The sequence below is a fragment of the Actinospineispora acaciae DSM 45401 genome (genome assembly GCF_000620785.1).
Lineage (GTDB): Bacteria > Actinomycetota > Actinomycetes > Mycobacteriales > Pseudonocardiaceae > Pseudonocardia > Pseudonocardia acaciae.
Window position 1 is genome coordinate 1,335,110 of record NZ_JIAI01000002.1, and the last position, 16,617, is coordinate 1,351,726.

Annotated in this window: 16 protein-coding genes; 12 read left to right on the top strand and 4 right to left on the bottom strand. The window is 72.0% G+C overall.

Annotation, left to right across the window (positions count from 1 at the left end):
• Positions 1-648: an RraA family protein gene (locus N912_RS0116065; protein ID WP_028923237.1), complete on the top strand. Its 648-nt coding sequence runs from the start codon at positions 1-3 to the stop codon at positions 646-648.
• Positions 649-891: 243 nt separating this feature from the next.
• Here N912_RS0116065 and N912_RS52260 read toward each other — a convergent pair whose 3' ends face one another.
• Together N912_RS52260 and N912_RS0116075 are read right to left on the bottom strand one after the other, a co-directional pair.
• Positions 892-2,394 (bottom strand): PQQ-dependent sugar dehydrogenase, encoded by a 1,503-nt coding sequence (locus tag N912_RS52260; RefSeq protein WP_245645294.1) that lies wholly within the window; start codon positions 2,392-2,394, stop codon positions 892-894.
• A gap of 129 nt (positions 2,395-2,523) precedes the next feature.
• Entirely contained in the window at positions 2,524-2,895 is a 372-nt protein-coding gene (locus N912_RS0116075; protein ID WP_028923238.1) for a nuclear transport factor 2 family protein, read from the bottom strand.
• Between the two features lie 170 nt (positions 2,896-3,065).
• Here N912_RS0116075 and N912_RS0116080 point away from each other — a divergent pair, with 170 nt between their 5' ends.
• The 3 genes from N912_RS0116080 to N912_RS0116090 are packed head-to-tail and all read left to right on the top strand — an operon-like array spanning position 3,066 to position 6,467.
• Positions 3,066-4,811 carry an amidohydrolase gene (locus N912_RS0116080; protein ID WP_156993607.1) on the top strand — a complete coding sequence of 582 codons (1,746 nt, stop codon included), beginning with the start codon at positions 3,066-3,068 and terminating at the stop codon, positions 4,809-4,811.
• 13 nt (positions 4,812-4,824) lie between these two features.
• Positions 4,825-5,568: a class I SAM-dependent methyltransferase gene (locus tag N912_RS0116085; RefSeq protein ID WP_028923240.1), complete on the top strand. Its 744-nt coding sequence runs from the start codon at positions 4,825-4,827 to the stop codon at positions 5,566-5,568.
• Positions 5,514-6,467, top strand: a complete 954-nt coding sequence (locus tag N912_RS0116090) for an Lrp/AsnC family transcriptional regulator (RefSeq protein ID WP_051580231.1) — start codon at positions 5,514-5,516, stop codon at positions 6,465-6,467. Before N912_RS0116085 ends, N912_RS0116090 begins: the two co-directional genes overlap by 55 nt.
• On the opposite strand, the gene N912_RS0116095 is transcribed toward N912_RS0116090, so the two are convergent.
• Positions 6,464-7,591, bottom strand: a complete 1,128-nt coding sequence (locus N912_RS0116095; RefSeq protein ID WP_028923242.1) for an agmatine deiminase family protein — start codon at positions 7,589-7,591, stop codon at positions 6,464-6,466. The genes N912_RS0116090 and N912_RS0116095 overlap by 4 nt on opposite strands.
• A 300-nt stretch (positions 7,592-7,891) precedes the next feature.
• On the opposite strand from N912_RS0116095, the gene N912_RS62070 reads away from it, so the two are divergent.
• The 5 genes from N912_RS62070 to N912_RS0116130 are packed head-to-tail and all read left to right on the top strand — an operon-like array spanning position 7,892 to position 13,932.
• Positions 7,892-9,322, top strand: a complete 1,431-nt coding sequence (locus N912_RS62070; protein ID WP_084210955.1) for an APC family permease — start codon at positions 7,892-7,894, stop codon at positions 9,320-9,322.
• Complete coding sequence (locus N912_RS52265) at positions 9,267-10,823, top strand: zinc-binding metallopeptidase family protein (RefSeq protein ID WP_037064474.1); 1,557 nt, start codon at positions 9,267-9,269, stop codon at positions 10,821-10,823. Before N912_RS62070 ends, N912_RS52265 begins: the two co-directional genes overlap by 56 nt.
• Positions 10,823-11,383 (top strand): urease subunit beta, encoded by a 561-nt coding sequence (locus N912_RS66765; RefSeq protein WP_037064475.1) that lies wholly within the window; start codon positions 10,823-10,825, stop codon positions 11,381-11,383. Before N912_RS52265 ends, N912_RS66765 begins: the two co-directional genes overlap by 1 nt.
• Entirely contained in the window at positions 11,384-13,102 is a 1,719-nt protein-coding gene (locus tag N912_RS0116125) for an urease subunit alpha (protein WP_028923245.1), read from the top strand.
• Between the two features lie 26 nt (positions 13,103-13,128).
• Positions 13,129-13,932 carry an SAM-dependent methyltransferase gene (locus tag N912_RS0116130; protein ID WP_028923246.1) on the top strand — a complete coding sequence of 268 codons (804 nt, stop codon included), beginning with the start codon at positions 13,129-13,131 and terminating at the stop codon, positions 13,930-13,932.
• Here the strand turns inward: N912_RS0116130 and N912_RS0116135 are convergent.
• Entirely contained in the window at positions 13,922-14,911 is a 990-nt protein-coding gene (locus tag N912_RS0116135; protein ID WP_037064476.1) for a methyltransferase, read from the bottom strand. The genes N912_RS0116130 and N912_RS0116135 overlap by 11 nt on opposite strands.
• A gap of 49 nt (positions 14,912-14,960) precedes the next feature.
• On the opposite strand from N912_RS0116135, the gene N912_RS52275 reads away from it, so the two are divergent.
• The 3 genes from N912_RS52275 to N912_RS0116150 all read left to right on the top strand — a co-directional run bounded on the left by N912_RS52275 (position 14,961) and on the right by N912_RS0116150 (position 16,617).
• Positions 14,961-15,524: a cupin domain-containing protein gene (locus N912_RS52275; protein WP_037064478.1), complete on the top strand. Its 564-nt coding sequence runs from the start codon at positions 14,961-14,963 to the stop codon at positions 15,522-15,524.
• Positions 15,525-15,736: 212 nt separating this feature from the next.
• Complete coding sequence (locus tag N912_RS0116145; protein ID WP_245645295.1) at positions 15,737-16,156, top strand: ester cyclase; 420 nt, start codon at positions 15,737-15,739, stop codon at positions 16,154-16,156.
• Positions 16,153-16,617, top strand: coding sequence for a DUF3237 domain-containing protein (locus tag N912_RS0116150; protein ID WP_028923249.1), 465 nt, complete (start codon positions 16,153-16,155; stop codon positions 16,615-16,617). Before N912_RS0116145 ends, N912_RS0116150 begins: the two co-directional genes overlap by 4 nt.

A 16,617-nucleotide genomic window follows, 5' to 3' on the forward strand; every position in this document is an offset into this window, starting at 1 on the left:
ATGGACATCATCGACACCCCGAACGACCTGTCCAGCGCGCTCGCCGCCGACGCACTGGACACCCTCGGCCACCGCGCCCAGTGCCTCGGCCCGGACGTCCGGCCGCTGACCCTGAGCCAGCGCGTGGTCGGCCGCGCGCACCCGGTTCGCGCGGTGCCCGCCGAGGACATCGCCCCCGCCCGGCCCTACGCGGGCCTGCTGGCCGCGCTCGACGTCGCCCCGCCCGGCTCGGTGTTCGTGTTCGCCACCGGCCGCTCGGACGCCGCCGGCGTCTGGGGCGAGCTGATCACCACCGCCTCGCGGGCCCGTGGCCTCGCCGGGGCGCTGACCGACGGGCTGATCAGGGACGTCACGTCGGTGGCCGGGTCCGGGTTCCCCGTCTTCAGCAGGGGCGCGACGCCGTACGACAGCAAGGGCCGCGTCGACGTCGTCGAGCACGGCCGCCCCGTCGTCGTCGACGGCGTCACGATCGGCCCCGGCGACCTCGTGGTGGGCGACGCCGACGGGGTGTGCATCGTCCCGGCGGCGCTGGTGGACGACGTGCTCGACATCGTGCGCCGCAAGCGTCTCGGCGAGAACGAGTTCCGGGAGGCGGTCGCGGGCGGCATGCCGGTCAGCGAGGCGTTCCGCGCGTTCGGGGTGCTCTGACTAGTGTCGTGTGAACGGGGTTCCTTGCCCGGATTCGGTGATCCAGGTGCTGTGTCCCCGCGGGACACCCGCACCCGGGCAACCGCAAGGCTGTGTCTGATTCGGAGTCCCCGATACCGGGTTTGTATCGGGGGCGACGACCTTCGGTCGACGACGCTGTGCCTTGCGGGGACACCCCGCACCCCGGGGACGGGGCGCCGCCTGGGCGCCGAAGACGGGTAAGACGACCTCGTTCACACGGCACTAGGTTCGGCGCATCCCGGTGACCTTCCAGATCTTGCCGTTCGCCTTGGCAAGGACGTACAGCTCGCCACGGGCATCGGAGCCGAACCGGAGGTCGACCTTGGGCTGGCCGGCCAGTTCGACGTTCGGGTTGCTCGCCAGTCCCTGCATGGTGACCGGCCGCCCCTGGCCGTCGAACAGCGCCAGCTCGTGAATCGGCGCCAGTTTCTCGTCGCGCCGCATGTCCTGGACGTTCGTGTAGAAGATCCGCCCGGTGACGCCGTCCCCGAACACGAACTTTCCTTGCAGTTCGGGGATGTCGTTGCCCCGGTAGACGAAACCGGCGATCACCGCGTATCCGCTGTCCTCGCAATGAGGCCAGCCGGTCGGCCGTTTGTTGTGCCCGTAGGCCGCCACCGGATAGGTGAAGCCGTTCTTCTCGTCGTCGGCGGGCACCGGCTGAATGTCGCAGGAGTTCGGTCCCTCGCCGAGCTTGACGACGAACGGGCCCTCGCGTTCGCTCCACCCGTAGTTGTCCCCGGGCCGGACCTCGTAGATGGACTCGACCTCTTCGTTGCCGATGTTGCCGAGGAACATCCGGTGGTCCTCGCCGGGGTCCCAGCTGAAGCGGTACGGGCCGCGCAGCCCGGAGGCGTAGATCTCGCCCAGTGCCCCGGCCTTGCCCACGAACGGGTTGGTCGCCGGGATCCCGTACCTTCCGCGCGGGCCGTTCGTGCCGGTCGGGTCGATCCGCAGGATCTTGCCCTGCGGAACCCCCTTGTCCTGCGGGACCGTCGTCTTCAGGCTGTGCTCCGCGTCGCCGGCCGCGCCACCGTCGCCGACGGCCAGGTAGAGCAGCCCGTAATCCTCGCCGCCGGGCCGCGCGGTCGGGTTGAACCCGATCTGCAGGATCCCGTGAATGTCGTTCACGAAACCGATCCTGAGCACCTCTCGGCGGGTGCCGGCGAAGGTGTTCGCGGCGGGGTTCGACGCCGTCCATTCGGTGACGACACCGTGGTTGTACGTTTCTTTCGGGAACGGCAGGTCGGGCGTCTGGGTCTTGAGCGCGTCACGGCCCTCGGTGTGGACCGTGTAGAACTTGCCGTTCCGCTTGAAATCCGGATGGAATGCCACGAAGCCGAACCCGGTCCCGATTCCTTCGTGGTTCCAGAAGTTCGGTCCGACCTGGGCGCCGACATCGAGATAGACGCCGGAGCCGCCGTCCTTGATGGTGTAGAGCTTGCCGTTGAGGTCCGGCACGTAGAGCCGCCCGGAGCCGTCCGGGATCTCGCCCAGGTAGTTGATCCGAGCCCACCTGTCGAGGTTGTCGCCCGACTCTGGCGGCGGGTTCGGCGTCGACTGGGGAAGCATCATGAAGTCCGAGAGGACCAGCCCCGACCCCGAGGGGACGGGATCCGGGAGCGGAGGCTGCACGATGACGCGCTCGCGCGGCGGAGGCGGCGGCGCGGCCGGCGGCGCCGGGGACGAACAGGCGGCCGCCGCCAGCACCACCGCGACCGTCAACAGACAACGCCCGTACCACCGCATGGACCCCCCCGGATCACGTCGACCGGACGTCGGATCGTAACGATGATCCACCCCGCGTCGCGCCCCTACGAAAGGACCCAATGATCTCCGGCAACCCGCGCGGCCTCAGATCTGTGCCGGATCGAGGTATTCCTCGGCGCGGGTGACCTGTCCGTTCGACACGGCGATGTGCAGGGCGGCGTGCGCGGCTATCTCGGTGCCGTCGCGCCGCCGGCCTCGCAGGACGTGCTGTTGGAAGACGCCATCCGGGACGGCGACGCGCCGCACGATCTCGTACCTGGGTTCGGACACCGTCCGATGCAGCTCGCGCAGCACGTCCAGGCTCTCCTGCGCGGTCAGCTCCCGGAGCAGGTGGTTGTGCCAGATCCGGAAGTCCGGGGCGTAGATGGCGGCCACGGTGTCGAGGTCGGCGTTCTCGATGGCCGCGAACAGCCGCTCGACCAGGCGCTCCGCCTCGCCGGTGGGTTCGATCTTCATACGACGGGACGTTAGGCGCCGGCGACGGGGGCGAGGAGTAGCTGAACTGCCAGGTTTCAGCGGGTTCTCGCCAGGCGTCGGCCGGGAGCCGCCGAACTGCGCGCGCGGGGACAACCGTGCTGCCGTGAAGGACAACGCGCCGGCTCGTCGGTTCGAGAACACTGGGCGCCGTGAGTGCCATCGGAACGGACCCGAACCGGCCTGTCGTGTTCCACCGCGCCAAGGTCATCACGATGGCGGACGACCCCGCCGTGCACGAGGCGGTCGTGGTGAGAAACGGCCGGATTGCGGCCGTGGGGTCGAACGAGGAGATGCTGGACCTGGCGGGCCCGGGCGCCGAGCGGGTCGACGTGGCCGGCCGGTCGATCATGCCCGGCATCGTGGACACCCACCCGCACCTGCTGAGCTGGGCCGCGTTCCGGCACGCCGTGGTGGACCTGTTCGACTGCGCGAGCCACGACGACATCGTCGAGCGCGTGCGCGAGGCGGCCGCCCGCACCCCGAAGGGGCAGTGGATCCGCTGTTCGCCGATCGGCGAACCGCACTACTTCTACCGGCGCTCCTGGCGCGACCTGGCGGAGGGCGAGCTGCCCACCCGCGAGGTCCTGGACGCGGCGGCCCCGGAGCATCCGGTGTGGATCCAGGCCTGGGCGCCGGTCAACCCGAACACCACGGTGTTCAACACGCGCGGGCTGTGGAACATCCAGGTCTCCCGCAACACCCCGAGCCAGGTCGGCCGGGTGCACATCGAGAAGGACGCGCACGGCGAGCCCACCGGCCGGCTGTCCGGGCCGGTCAACAACTACTACAACAACGAGCCCTGGTGGGACTCGGTGCTCGCGCGGATCGCGCACCTCGGACCGGAGGACTTCGTCGAGGGCGCGATCGAGGGGATGGCGGCGGCCAACCGCGTCGGGGTCACCAGCGTCTTCGAGGGCCACATGATGGACTTCGCGACGATCGACGTCTATCGGCAACACCGGGCCGCCGGAAACCTCACGCTGCGGGTCCTGTGCACCCCGGACGGGGAGCCGCACGGGCTGGCCGACTCGGTGACCCTCGGCGAGGATGAGCTGCGCGACCGGCTGGGCCGGCTGCACGACCTGCAGGAGCTGACCGACGACTACTTCCGGGTGGAGGGCCTGCTCGTCACCCGGGGCGGCCCGCTCGGCCCCGGCCAGCAGATCTTCTACCGCGGCTACCGGGACGCCTACGGCGGCTGGACGAACGGCCTGGAGTGGCTCCCCGAGTGGAAGGGGCAGCTCATGATCGACTTCGCGGTGGAGCGCGGGATGCGCCTCAACGTCATCTCCGTCGCCGACCGCGAGCACGACACGACGCTGCGCCAGCTGCGCGAGGCCGAGCGCAGGTTCGGGTCGACGGCTCGTTCACTGGGAGAGCGCGAGCCGATCCTGCAGCACGCCTACATCCTCGGCGAGGAGCACGGGCGGCGCTACCGCGACCACGGCTTCCAGGTGACCACCTCGATGTCGTTCTCCTACTTCAAGCAGCACACCTACTGGGAGCGGATTGGAAAGGACGTGCTGCGCGACCTCATCCCGCTGCGCCGCGAGCTGGACCTGGGCTTCGACGTGGCGTGCGGCTCGGACTGGGGGCCGGCGAACGTGTGGGAGCACATCGCGCTGGGGGAGACCCACGAGGGCGTCTTCGGCTCCTCGAACGCCGGGCCGGCGCAGGTCATCTCCCGGCGCGAGTCGCTGGCCACCTGGACGCGCAACGGCGGCAGGGTGATGCGCTGGGACGGCATCGGCACCCTCGAACCGGGCACCCACGCCGACCTCATCGTCGTCGACAGAGACCCGTTGACCTGCGGAAACGACGAGCTGAAGGACACATCGGTGAACCTCACCCTGGTCGGCGGGCGCGAAGTCCACAACGACGGCACCGTCGGCTGACTATGCTGCGGCCGTGCCGTCACCGTCATCCGCTCGGCGCGGCGAGTACGGCTTCGACGCGCCGTATGCCGTGTTCGGCCTGCTCATGGCGGCGCTGCCGCCGCTGGTAGCCGGAGTGATCTTCTGGCGCCAGCCGTGGGGGAAGCTGCTGCTGGCGGCGGGCGTGGCGGGCTCGATCAGCACGGCGCTGTACCTGCACGCCACCCGGCGCGGGAAGTTCGCGGTCTGGGCGCGGGAGCTGGCCGCCGTGGGGCTGGCCGGGTCGGAGCGGGTGGTCGACCTCGGCTGTGGCCGGGGCGCGGTGCTCACCATGGCCGCCGAGCTCGTGCCCGACGGCGCCGCGGTCGGGGTGGACCTGTGGCGCTCGGCCGACCAGTCGGGCAACCGGGCCGAGGTCACCCGGGCCAACGCCGCCGCCGAAGCGGTGGCCGACCGCGTCACGCTGGTCACCGCGGACCTGCGCGAGCTGCCGTTCGCCGACGGCGAGTTCGACCTGGCCGTGTCCAGCCTGGCGGTGCACAACATCAGCGACGCCGACGGCCGCGCGAGGGCCGTGCGCGAGGCGGCCCGCGTCCTCAGGCCCGGCGGCCGGCTGGTCATCGCCGACATGGCCAGGACCTCCGAGTACGCCGCGACCCTGCGCGCCCTCGGGTTCGCCGTCACCCACCGCCGCTCGGGCTGGCGCGGCTGGTTCGGCGGACCATGGACGGCCACCGCGTTCGTCACCGCTCGCAAGCCGTCCCGGAGGGTCCGCTGAACCTCGACCACGTCGACGCCAAGCTGCTCGCCGAGCTGGAGAGCGACGGGCGGGCGAGCTTCGAGGCGCTGGCTCGCCGGGTCGGGCTGTCGCGGGCGGCCACCAGGGCGCGCGTGCACAGGCTGATGGCGTCCGGGGCGATGCGGATCGCGGGGGTGATGCACCCGGAGGCCCGGGGGCTGCGCGCGTTCGGCCACGTCTCGGTCTATGTCGACGCGGCGGCGCGGCCGGTCGCCGAGACCATCGCGCGGATGGAGGCGGCCCCGCTGGTCACGGTGGTGGCCGCCCGGCACGGCGTGGTGGCCGAGCTGCGCACCTCGGACACGACCGCGCTGCAGGAGGCGGTCACGCGCATCCGGGGCCTGCCGGGGGTGCGCCACGTCGAGACCGCCGCGTACACCTCCCGGGTCAAGGATCCGCACGTGCCGCCGGGCCGGGTGGAGCCGATCGAGCTGGACGAGGTGGACCACCGGCTGCTCGCGGCCCTGCTGGAGGACGGCCGCGCGTCGTACGCCGACCTGGTGCCGGTGGTCGGGCTGTCGCCGAGCGCGATCCGGGACCGGGTGCTGCGGCTGCTGGACTCGCGGGTGGTGCACGTCGGCGCGATGGTCGCGCCCGGCGCGGTCGGCCTCGGGCACAGCTGCGGCATCGGGGTTCGCTTCCACGGCGCGGCGGAGGAGGCGCTGGCCGGGATCGCGGCGTTGCCGTCGGTGAACTACCTGGCCACCACGCTCGGGCGGTGGGACGCGGTCGGCACGGTGGTCGCCGAGTCCCCGGCCGCGATCGGCGCCGCGCTGGACGCGATCCGGGGTCTGCCCGGTGTCCGGCACCTGGAGGGCTGGGTCCACCTGGAGATCGTCAAGGAGGACTACACGGCTGAGCCGGCCGGGTACGGCTAGACCGGTTGGTCCTGGGTGGCGCAGTGGATGCCGCCGTCGCCGGTGGCCAGGGTGTCGATGTTGAGCTGGACCACGTCGCGGCCGGGGAAGTGCTCGCGCAGCAGGCCTGCGGCGCGGTCGTCGGCCTGCTTGTCGCCGAACTCGGGGAGCAACACCGCGCCGTTGCAGACGTAGTAGTTGGCGTAGCTGGCCACGAAGGTCTCGCCGCCGCCGCGGATCTTGCCGGGGTCCGCCTCGGGCAGCTCGACGACCGTGAACGGCTTGCCGCGCGCGTCGGTGGCGTCCCGCAGCACCGATCGGGCCTGGTCGGACACCTTGGACCAGACGTCGGGCGGCGTTCCGGGCGCGGGCCGGTTGAGCAGCACCACGCCGGGGGACGGGATGCGGGTCAGGGTGTCGACGTGGCAGTCGGTGATCTCCTCGCCCTTGACGCCCTCGAACCAGACCACGGTGCGGGCGCCGAACGTGTCGAGCAGTGCGCGCTCGATGTCCGCGCGGGTCCGGCCCGGGTTGCGGTTGTCGATGACGATCGAGCTCTCGGTGGCCAGCAGCGTGCCGAGCCCGTCGGTCTCGATGCTGCCGCCGTCGGATACCAGCGGCGCCTGCCGGCGCTCCAGCCCGAAGTGGGCTAGCAGCCCGGCGGCGGCGCGGGCGTCGTGAGCGTAGTTGATCCCGGGCTTGGCGCCCCAGCCGTTGAAGTTGAGGTCCACGCCCGCCACCGCGCCGCCACCGGCCACGAACTTCGGGAAGGAGTCACGCGCCCAGAGGTTGTCCACCGGCAGGTCGACCACCTCCACCGCGGACCCGCAGGCGCGGCCCGCGCCTGCCACGTCCTCCGGGCTCGCCACCATCACCACCGGCTCGTAGCGGGCGATCGCCTGGGAGATCCGTGCCAGGTCACCGCGCACCGCCTCCAGCGCCGGCCCCCAGTCCGACCTGACCGAGGGCCAGGACATGAAGGTGCGGACGTGCGGGCCCGACTCGTGCGGCATCAGCATGGGTTCGGCTCCGTTCCTCGCACCGCCGGGCGGTCCAGACGGTGTGGACTGGCACCCGGCGAGGACGCCCAGCGCCGCCGCGCCGACGACACCGCCGAGGACCGCGCGGCGGGACAGGCCCGTCATGACGACCTCCCTCGGACCTCGATCTTGGACGGGGACAACGTGACCACGGCCGATCCGGGCCGTCAACGCGGTATCGGACGACGCGATCACGCCGAAACTCGCGGGTCGACCGGCCGCCCACCGGTTCACCGGCCGCAGACGGCGGCGGTTCGGTAGCCGACCATCGAATCAGCGGCGCATGGATGAATTCGTTGGTTTCAAGTTTGTTTGTAACAATCTGACCAACGAATCATCTGTTGACGGAGATTCAGGCCACTCGTATGTTTCGCCCCGTTGCGTCGATCGCAAGGAGGCGCTCGAATGGCCGACGAGCCACGGCTGGAGGCCGGCACGATCGGGCTGCGGCACGCGCTGAGCCAGGGGTTCATCGCCAACGGGCCGCTGGCCTCGGTGACGGTGGCGGTGACCGGCGCGGCGGTGTTCGGCCTCGGCGCGCTGCCGTTGGCGTTCGTGCTCGGCTCGGTGCTGATCCTGTTCAGCGTCAACACGCTCTACCAGTTCTCCCGGCACGTGCTCAGCGCGGGCGGGATCTACGCGTTCACCCGGGCCGGGTTCGGCGAGCGGTCCGGGTTCGCCACCGGGATCACCTACGGGCTGTCCAACCTGCTGCTGGTCGTCGGCAACGCCATGATCGCGCCGAGGCTGGTGGAGTTCGCCATGGCCAGTGCCGGGGTGGCGGTGCCGGCGGGCGTTCCGGTCGCGGTCGCGCTGGTCACCGTCCTGGTGCCGTACGGCATCACCTGCCTGCGGCTGCGGCCGTCGCTGGACTACGGCATCGTCACCGCGCTGCTCGAGGTGCTCGCCGTGGTCGTGCTGTCGGTGGTGTTCGTCGTCGGGGCCGGGTCCGCGAACACGGTCGCGGTGTTCGACCCCGCCAACGCGCTGGACGGCTGGTCCGGGCTGGCCACCGGCATGGTGCTGGCCTCGGTGGCGCTGGGCGGCTCGGACAACGTGGTGGCGCTCGGCGAGGAGAGCAGGGCGCCGGCGCGCACCATCAAGCGCGGCGTGCTGGCCGTGCAGCTGTGGGTGATCGGGATCTACCTGCTCGCGTCGTATGCGCTGACCATCGGCTGGGGGCCGTCGAAGATGGCCTCGTTCGCGGAGTCCGGCAGCCCGCTGCTGGTGCTGGTGGAGCGGGCGGCCGGGCCGTGGCCGGTGGCCCTGATCATGCTCTTGGCGCTGAACAGCATCGTCGGCGTGAACGTAGCAGTGAACATCAGCACCGCGCGGCTGATCTTCGACACGGCCCGGCGGGGGCTCACGCCCGAGCGCCTGGCCGCCGTGCACGCCCGGCACCGCACGCCGGTCGCGGCGCTGACGGTGGCCGTCCTCGTGCAGCTGGCCGTGCTGCTCGTAGCGACCGCCGCCTGGGGGCTGACCACCGGGTTCGTCGTGGTGGTCGCCGCGGGGGGCGCCGGGTTCGTGCTCGTCCAACTGGTCAACACCGCGGCGCTGATCTCGTTCGCCCGCCGGCACGACCTGTTCGGAATCTGGTACCGGGGCGTGCCGGCCGCCGGCTGCGTGCTCACCGTCTACCTGCTCTACACCAGCGTGGTGCCGCTGGAGCTGCCGAGGAGCATCGGTGTGATCGCCATGCTCGCCGTGTTCGCCGGCTGCGCAGGGTGGGCCTCCTTGGTTGCACGTTCAAATCCGACGACCGAAAGGGACGGTGTGCATGGACGACCACGCCAAGCGTCACGCCTGGGACTGGATAGAGAACCACCGGCCTGACCTGTCGGGCTGGCACACCACCATCTGGGAGTTCGCCGAGCCGGCATGGCGCGAGTACCGCTCCGCCGCCTGGTACGTCGACCGGCTGCGCGGCGCCGGGTTCGACGTGGAGGTCGGCAGCGGCGGCATGCCCACGGCGTTCGCGGCGAGCTGGAGCAACGGGCCGGGGCCGACCGTGCTGACCTACGCCGAGTACGACGCCGTGCCCGGCAACTGCCAGGCCGCCGCGACCAGCCCCGGCCCGCGCCCCGGGCTGAGCCGGTTCGCGCCCGGGCACACCGACCCGCACTCCGCGCTGGGCATCAGCACCCTCGGCGGGCTGCTCGCCGCCCAGCACGCCATGCGCGAGCACGGCATCGGCGGCACGCTGCGCTACACCGGCGAGCCGGCGGAGAAGGTGCAGGGCTCGAAGGTGGTGCACGGCCTGCGCGGCTACTACGACGTGGACGCGATCGTCAGCTACCACCCGTACTACTCGCTGCCGATGTGCAACACCGCCCGCTGGGACACCCACTGCGGCGCGTACTACAGCAAGATCTTTACCTTCCGCAGCGACCACCCGGAGACCTGGGCCGACGCCGGCACCCCGATCCCGTCGGTGCACTCCTCGGCGCGGGCGCCGGGCGCTAACGCCGCGCTGTTCGCGATGTACTCGCTGACCAAGTCCACGCAGGACGCGATGGCGCCGACCGTCGGCGGCTGGTCGCTGAGCGAGGCGATCCTCACCGCCGGCAACGCCACCGCCGACCACCTGCCCGCCGGCCTGGCCCAGATCCAGTACTCCTGGCGGGCGCCCACGCTGGACATCGCGGAGCGGATCCTGGCGGTGCTGGACGCGAACGCCGAGGCCGCCGCCCGCACCGCGCACTGCGACCTGCACGCCCGGTGGGTGGCGCGCAACCGCCCCGGCCTGGCCAACCACGCCATGGCCGCGCTCACCTACCGCAACCTGGCCGCCGTCGGCCCGCCCGGCTACGACGAAGCGGCCGTGGCGGTGGGCAGGGACATGCAGCGCGCGCTCGGCGTCCCGGTCACGGATAAGCCGTTCCTGCCCGACGCCGAGCGGCTGGTCGAACCGCGCGAGGCGGAGCGCCGGCTGCGCGAGCTGCTGCCGCCCTGGCAGGCCAACTCCACCTCCGACGACTACGTGGAGATGACCTGGTACGCGCCGACCGCCCGGTTCTACGTGGCCGGCCCCGAGCTGGCCCCGACCGGTACGTCGTGCCCGGCCTGGGTCTACAACGCGCTGGGCGGCATCCCGGCCACCATCGACCCGAGCATCGTGTGCGCGGCCAAGACCACCGCCGGCGCCCTGCTCGACCTGCTGCGCGACCGGCCGGCGCTGCACGCGGCCCAGGAGGAGTTCGAGCGCCGCCGCGCGGGCGGCCCGAAGCCGCTGCTGCCGCCCGAGTTCACCGCGCCGGTGGACTACCCGTGGCCGGAGTACGTGACCACCGAGCGCGGCCGCGACTGGTCGGTGCCGCTGAACGCGGAGGTCTGATGTACCTGAGCCCGACCGACCAGGCCCGCCTCGACGTGTTCACCGTCGCCTCGCTGGCCCGCGAGCTGCTGCGGCGCGGGCTGCGGCTCAACGCCCCGGAGGCCACCGCGCTGGTCTGCGACGAGATGCACCTGGCCGCCCGCGCCGGCGCCGGCTACGACGAGACGCTGGTGGCCGGCCGCCGGGCGGTGCGCCGCGAGCAACTGCTCGACGGGGTGCCCGACCTGGTCGACGAGATACGCCTGGAAGTGCTGTTCGAGGAGGGCAGCCGGCTGCTGGTGCTGCACCGGCCGTGGTCGGGGCCTGGTGGCAGCCGTGTGGAGGGCGCCCCCGTCACGCTGAACGGCGAGCGTCCCCGGCGGCGGCTGGCCGTCACGAACACCTCGACACGCGTGGTCAGGGTGTCCTCGCACTACCCGTTCTGGCGGACCAACCGCCGGCTGGAGTTCGACAGGGCGGCCGCGCACGGCTTCCGGCTGGACGTGCCGGCCGGGGTGTCGGTGCGCTGGACGCCCGGCCAGACCCGCGAGGTCGACCTGGTCGCGTTGGGGACGAAGTAGATGGCCGTCGAGCTGCCGCGCGACGAGTACGGGCTGCGCTACGGGCCGACCACCGGCGACCTGGTGCGCCTCGGCGACACGAACCTGTGGGTGCGGGTGGAGGACGACCACGTCGGCTACGGCGACGAGCCGATCTGGGGGTACGCCAAGAACCTGCGCTCCCGGATGGCCCAGCACGACAACGCCACCTCGGCCAGCGAGCTGGACGTGCTGGTCGCCGGGGTGCTGTTGATCGACCCGCTGCTCGGCGTGGTCAAGACGAACATCGGCGTCAAGGACGGCCGGGTGGTCGGGATCGGGCGGGCCGGCAACCCCGACGTGCTGTCCGGCGTCGAGCTGGTCGTCGGCCCGAACACCATGCCGATCATGGGCTACGGCCTGGTCGCCACCGCCGGCGGCGTGGACAGCCACGTGCACCTGATGTCGCCCCGGCTGCTCCCGGTGGCGCTCGGCGCGGGGGTGACCACCCTGGTCACGGCCGGGTTCGAGGAGCCGCCGGCGGCGATGTCCGCGACCCTGCGCGCGTTCGAGCACCTCCCGGTCAACATCGGCCTGCAGGCCAGCTCGCGCTCCGAGGTGGCCGGCGCCACCGAGCGGGTCGTCGAGGCCGGCGCGATCGGGCTGAAGATCCACGAGGACTGGGGCGCCTACCCCGAGATCATCGACGCCACCCTGCGGCTGGCCGACCAGCACGACGTGGCCGTCGCCCTGCACACCGACGGCCTGCACGAGTCCGCCGAGCTGGAGGACACCGTCGAGGCAATCGCCGGCCGGGCCGTGCACGCCTACCACGTCGAAGGCGCCGGCGGGCACGTGCCGGACCTGATCGCGCTGGTCCGGGAGCCGAACATCATCTGCTCGTCCACCACCCCGACCATCCCGTACGGCAGCCTCGCCCCGGTCGAGGGCACCCCGATGGTGCTGCGGGTGCACGGCGGCTGCGCGGACGCGCCCGAGGACCTGGAGCTGGCCGCCGAACGGATCCACCCCGCGACGATGGCCGCCGAGGGCCCGCTGCACGACCTCGGCGCGATCAGCATCATCAACAGCGACTCCCAGGGCATGGGCCGCATCGGCGAGACGATCCGCCGCACCTGGCAGCTCGCGCACCTGATGAAGGCCTGGCGGGCCACCGAGGCCGGGCGCGGCTGGCCGACCCCGCCGCGCTGCCCGCGCCCGTACGCCCCGGCCGGGGCCGACGACAACGACCGGGTGCTGCGGTACCTGGCCAAGTACACCGTCGAGGCCGCGCACACCCACGGCATCGGGCACGAGGTGGGCAGCCTCGCGCCCGGCCGGCTGGCCGACGTGGTGCTCTGGCGGCCCAGCCACTTCGGGGTACGCCCCGAGCTGGTGCTCAAGGCCGGCTACCCGGCGTGGGGCGCGATCGGCGAAGGCAACGCCTCGGTCACCGCCGTCGAACCCCGCCGCTACGGCCCGCACTGGGGCGGCCACGGCCTGGCACCCGCCGCGCTGTCGGTCACGTTCGTGTCCCAGGCCGCCATGGCCGCCGGCATCCAACGCCGCCTCGGCAGCCGCCGCCGCTTCGTGACCGTCCGCGACACCCGCACCGTGCGCCGCGACCACCTCACCGCCAACCCGGCCACCGCCCCCATCGCCGTGGACCCCCTCGACGGCACCGTCACCCTCCACGACCGCCTGTTGGCCGCCCCGCCCACCACCCACGTCCCGCTCAACCGCAACTACCTGCTGGGCTGACCCCGAACGGGGTACCGTTCCGGAGCGTGGTGGACATCGACCCCGCCGAGGAGCTCGGGTCGGACAGGTCGCATCCGGCGCGGGTGTGGAACTACTGGCTCGGCGGGACCGACAACTACCCGGCGGACCGGGCCGTCGCGGACGCCGGCGCCGAGGTGAACCCGGGGCTCCCGCTGATGGCCAGGCAGTGCCGGCGGTTCCTGGTCCGCTCGGTGCGATACCTGGCGGGAGAGGCCGGCATCCGGCAGTTCCTGGACATCGGCGCGGGCCTGCCGACGATGCGGAACACGCACGAGGTCGCCCAGGCCGTCGCGCCCGATTCGATGATCGTCTACGTGGACAACGACCCGCTGGTGCTCGCGCACGCGCGGGACCTGCTGACCAACACCACCGACGAGGGCGTCACCACCTACCTCCACGCCGACGTCCGCGACCCCGAGCCGCTGCTCGACGACGCGCGCAACGTGCTGAACTTCGACCGGCCGGTCGCGGTGATGCTGCTGGGCATCCTCGGCCACGCCGCGCCCGAGTACGACACGATGCGGTCCCTGATCTCCCGGCTGATGGCCGCCACCTGCCCCGGCAGCCACCTGGTGCTCGTGGACGGCGTCGAGACCGACGACCAGACGTACCTGGCCGGCGTGGAGCGGCTCCACGAGGTCGGCCACATGTACCAGCTGCGCACCGTCGGGCAGTTCCGGGCGTGCTTCGCGGGGATGGAGCTGGTGGCGCCCGGGCTGGTGCCGGTCACCCGGTGGCGGCCGGACGACGACGAGGAGGGCGCGGACGCCCCGTGCAGCGTCTACGGCGCCGTCGGCGTCAGGCGGTGACCGCGAGCTCCAGCACGGTGCGCCCGTCCGACACCGGGGCGGAGCCTCGGGGCGTGAGCCCGAGGTCGGCGGCCAGGTCGGTCAGCTCCGCGATGGTCCGTTCCCGGCCGCCGAAGCACATCAGCATGAACAGGTCCACCGTGGTGTCGACGCCCTGTCCGCGCACGGCCTCGATCACCAGCACCGTGCCGTCCGGCGCGGCGGCCCGGCGGCACTCGGCGAGGATCGCGCGGGCGTGCTCGTCGTCCCAGTCGTGCAGGATGTCGCACAGCAGGTAGGCATCCGCGCCGGCGGGCAGGGGCTCGAAGAAGCTGCCGGCGACGGCGCCGGCCCGGTCGCCGAGCCCGGCCGCCGCGAACCTGTCGGCGGCGGCCTCGGCCGAGGGCGGCAGGTCCAGCACCCGTCCGCGCACGCCGGGGTGGGCGCGCAGGATCGCCTCCAGCACCATCCCGTTGCCCCCGCCGACGTCGAGGATCTCCGGGAAGCGGCCCCAGTCGAAGCGCTCGGCGATCTGCGACGCCTGCGTCTCGAACCGCCAGTTCATCTGGGCGTCGAAGGTGCGCCGCAGCTCCGGCTCGGCGTCCAGGTCGGCCCAGAACTCGCGCCCGTAGCGGCGCGGGTAGGCGGGGGCGCCGGTGGTGACCGTGCCGAGCAGCTCGACGAACGCGAGCTCGGCGCGCCCGCCGGCGGCGTTGATGTCGAGCAGGAGCCTGACCTCGTCCATCTGGGTGCCGAGGCTGGTGGGGCGGAAGCGGCCGGACCGCGCGTCGTGCTCGAACACGCCGACCGTGACCAGGTGGTCGAGCAGCCGTCCCAGCGCCGGCGCCGAGGTCCCGGTCAGGGCCGCGAGCCGCTCCGCCGTCGCCCCCGCGTTCCCCGCGTGCTCCACCAGGCCGAGCGTCGCGGCGACCCGGATGGACATGGGGGTGGCCAGGTCGGCCATGGCTCGAATCGACGGTGTTGCCGCTACAAGATCCATGGTCTCAACTTATCCACGTCGATGAGCCCGCAAGAGATCGAGGAGACCGATGTCCTTCCTGGCAGACGACTACCCGGAGATCCGCTACGACCGCGAGGAAGGAGAGGTCAACGCGACGTTCCGCCCGGCAGGGACCCCGCCGGACCTCACCATGCCCGGCGGCGGCGAGTACCACTACCTGTCCACGCGGCTGACCACCGACGGCCTCTTCGGGCTGTACCAGACCCGGATGGGTCCGGCGGTCGGCGGCACCAGCGTGCACTTCCACAAGACGATGTCCGAGGCGTTCTACGTGCTCGCCGGGGAGATCCACGTCTTCGACGGCGAGCGCTGGATGGACGCCGGCAAGGGCGACTACCTCTACGTCCCGCCCGGCGGCCTGCACTCGTTCGGCAACGTCTCCGGCGAACCGGCCGAGTTCCTGATGCTGTTCGCCCCCGGCGCCGCGCGCGAGGGCTACTTCGAGGGCCTGGGCACGCTCGGGACCATGACCGAGCAGGAGCGCACGCGGTTCCTGGTCCGCCACGACAGCTGGTTCGCCGACATGGTCAAGGGCCCGGGCACGGACTCCTGGGAGGACCGCGCCGCCGCCCGCGCGTTCAAGACCCGGTAAAACCGCCCGCGAGTCGGGCGTGTCAGCACACTGAGTCGCGCGTCTGAGCACACGGACGGTGTGCTGAAACGCGCGACTCAGTGTGCCCAGACGCCCGACTCGCGTATGAGGGACGGGTGGGCGCGCGGCGGCGGTCGGGCGAGCGTGGGTTGCGGTGGACGTACGATCGGTCGTATTGTTTGTTTATGGACGTCGATCGGATGGTTGAGTTGGTGACGGGGCTTGCCGTCGCCAAGAGCCGGCAGGACGTGCCGGCCGCGTTGAAGGTGATGCATCCGCGGATGCTGCTGGAGAACCGCGCGTTCGGGACGGCGGCGCGGGGCCTGGCCGAGAACGAGAAGGTGTTGACGCGGTTCTTCCGGTCCTTTCCCGACTATCACGTGGACCTGGAGGGCCATGCCTCCGACGGGGAGAACCTGGTCTGCTGGGGGACCGTGCGGATGACCTGGACCGGTGACCGGTTCGGGGTGACACCGAACGGGAAGACCGCCGAGCTGCCGGTTCACATCAGGTTCACCTTCGAGGACGACCTGATCGCCAGCGAACGGTTCTTCTTCGACCTGTCCGAACTGTGCGCGCGGTCCGGCGTGTCGACCGATGCCGTACGGCGCTCGCTCAGGGGCGAAGGATGACACTCGAGACGGAGTTCCTGTTCGAGATGGTCGACGACCTGCAGGCGCCGCTCGCGATCGGCCCCGGCCCGTTCGGCCGGCGGGTGTTCTTCGGTTCCGCCGGCGGCACCTTCGACGGGCCGAAGCTGCGCGGCGAGGTGCTGACGGTGGGCGGGGACTGGGGGCTGTTCCGGCCCGACGGCGGGCTGACCCTCGACGTGCGGCTGACGCTGCGGACGCACGACGGCGCACTGGTGCACATGACCTACGGCGGCCGGTGGGTCACGCCGCCGGAGCTGCGGGCCGACATGGCCGACCCGGTGAAGCGGTACCGGGTCGATCCCGACCGATACTACTTCCGGACGAACCCGCTGTTCGAGACCGGTTCGGAGGAGTACGCCTGGCTCAACGACATCGTCTGCGTCGGCGTCGGGCGCCTCGTCGAGGGCGGCGTCGCGTACCGGGTCTTCCAGGTGCTCTGA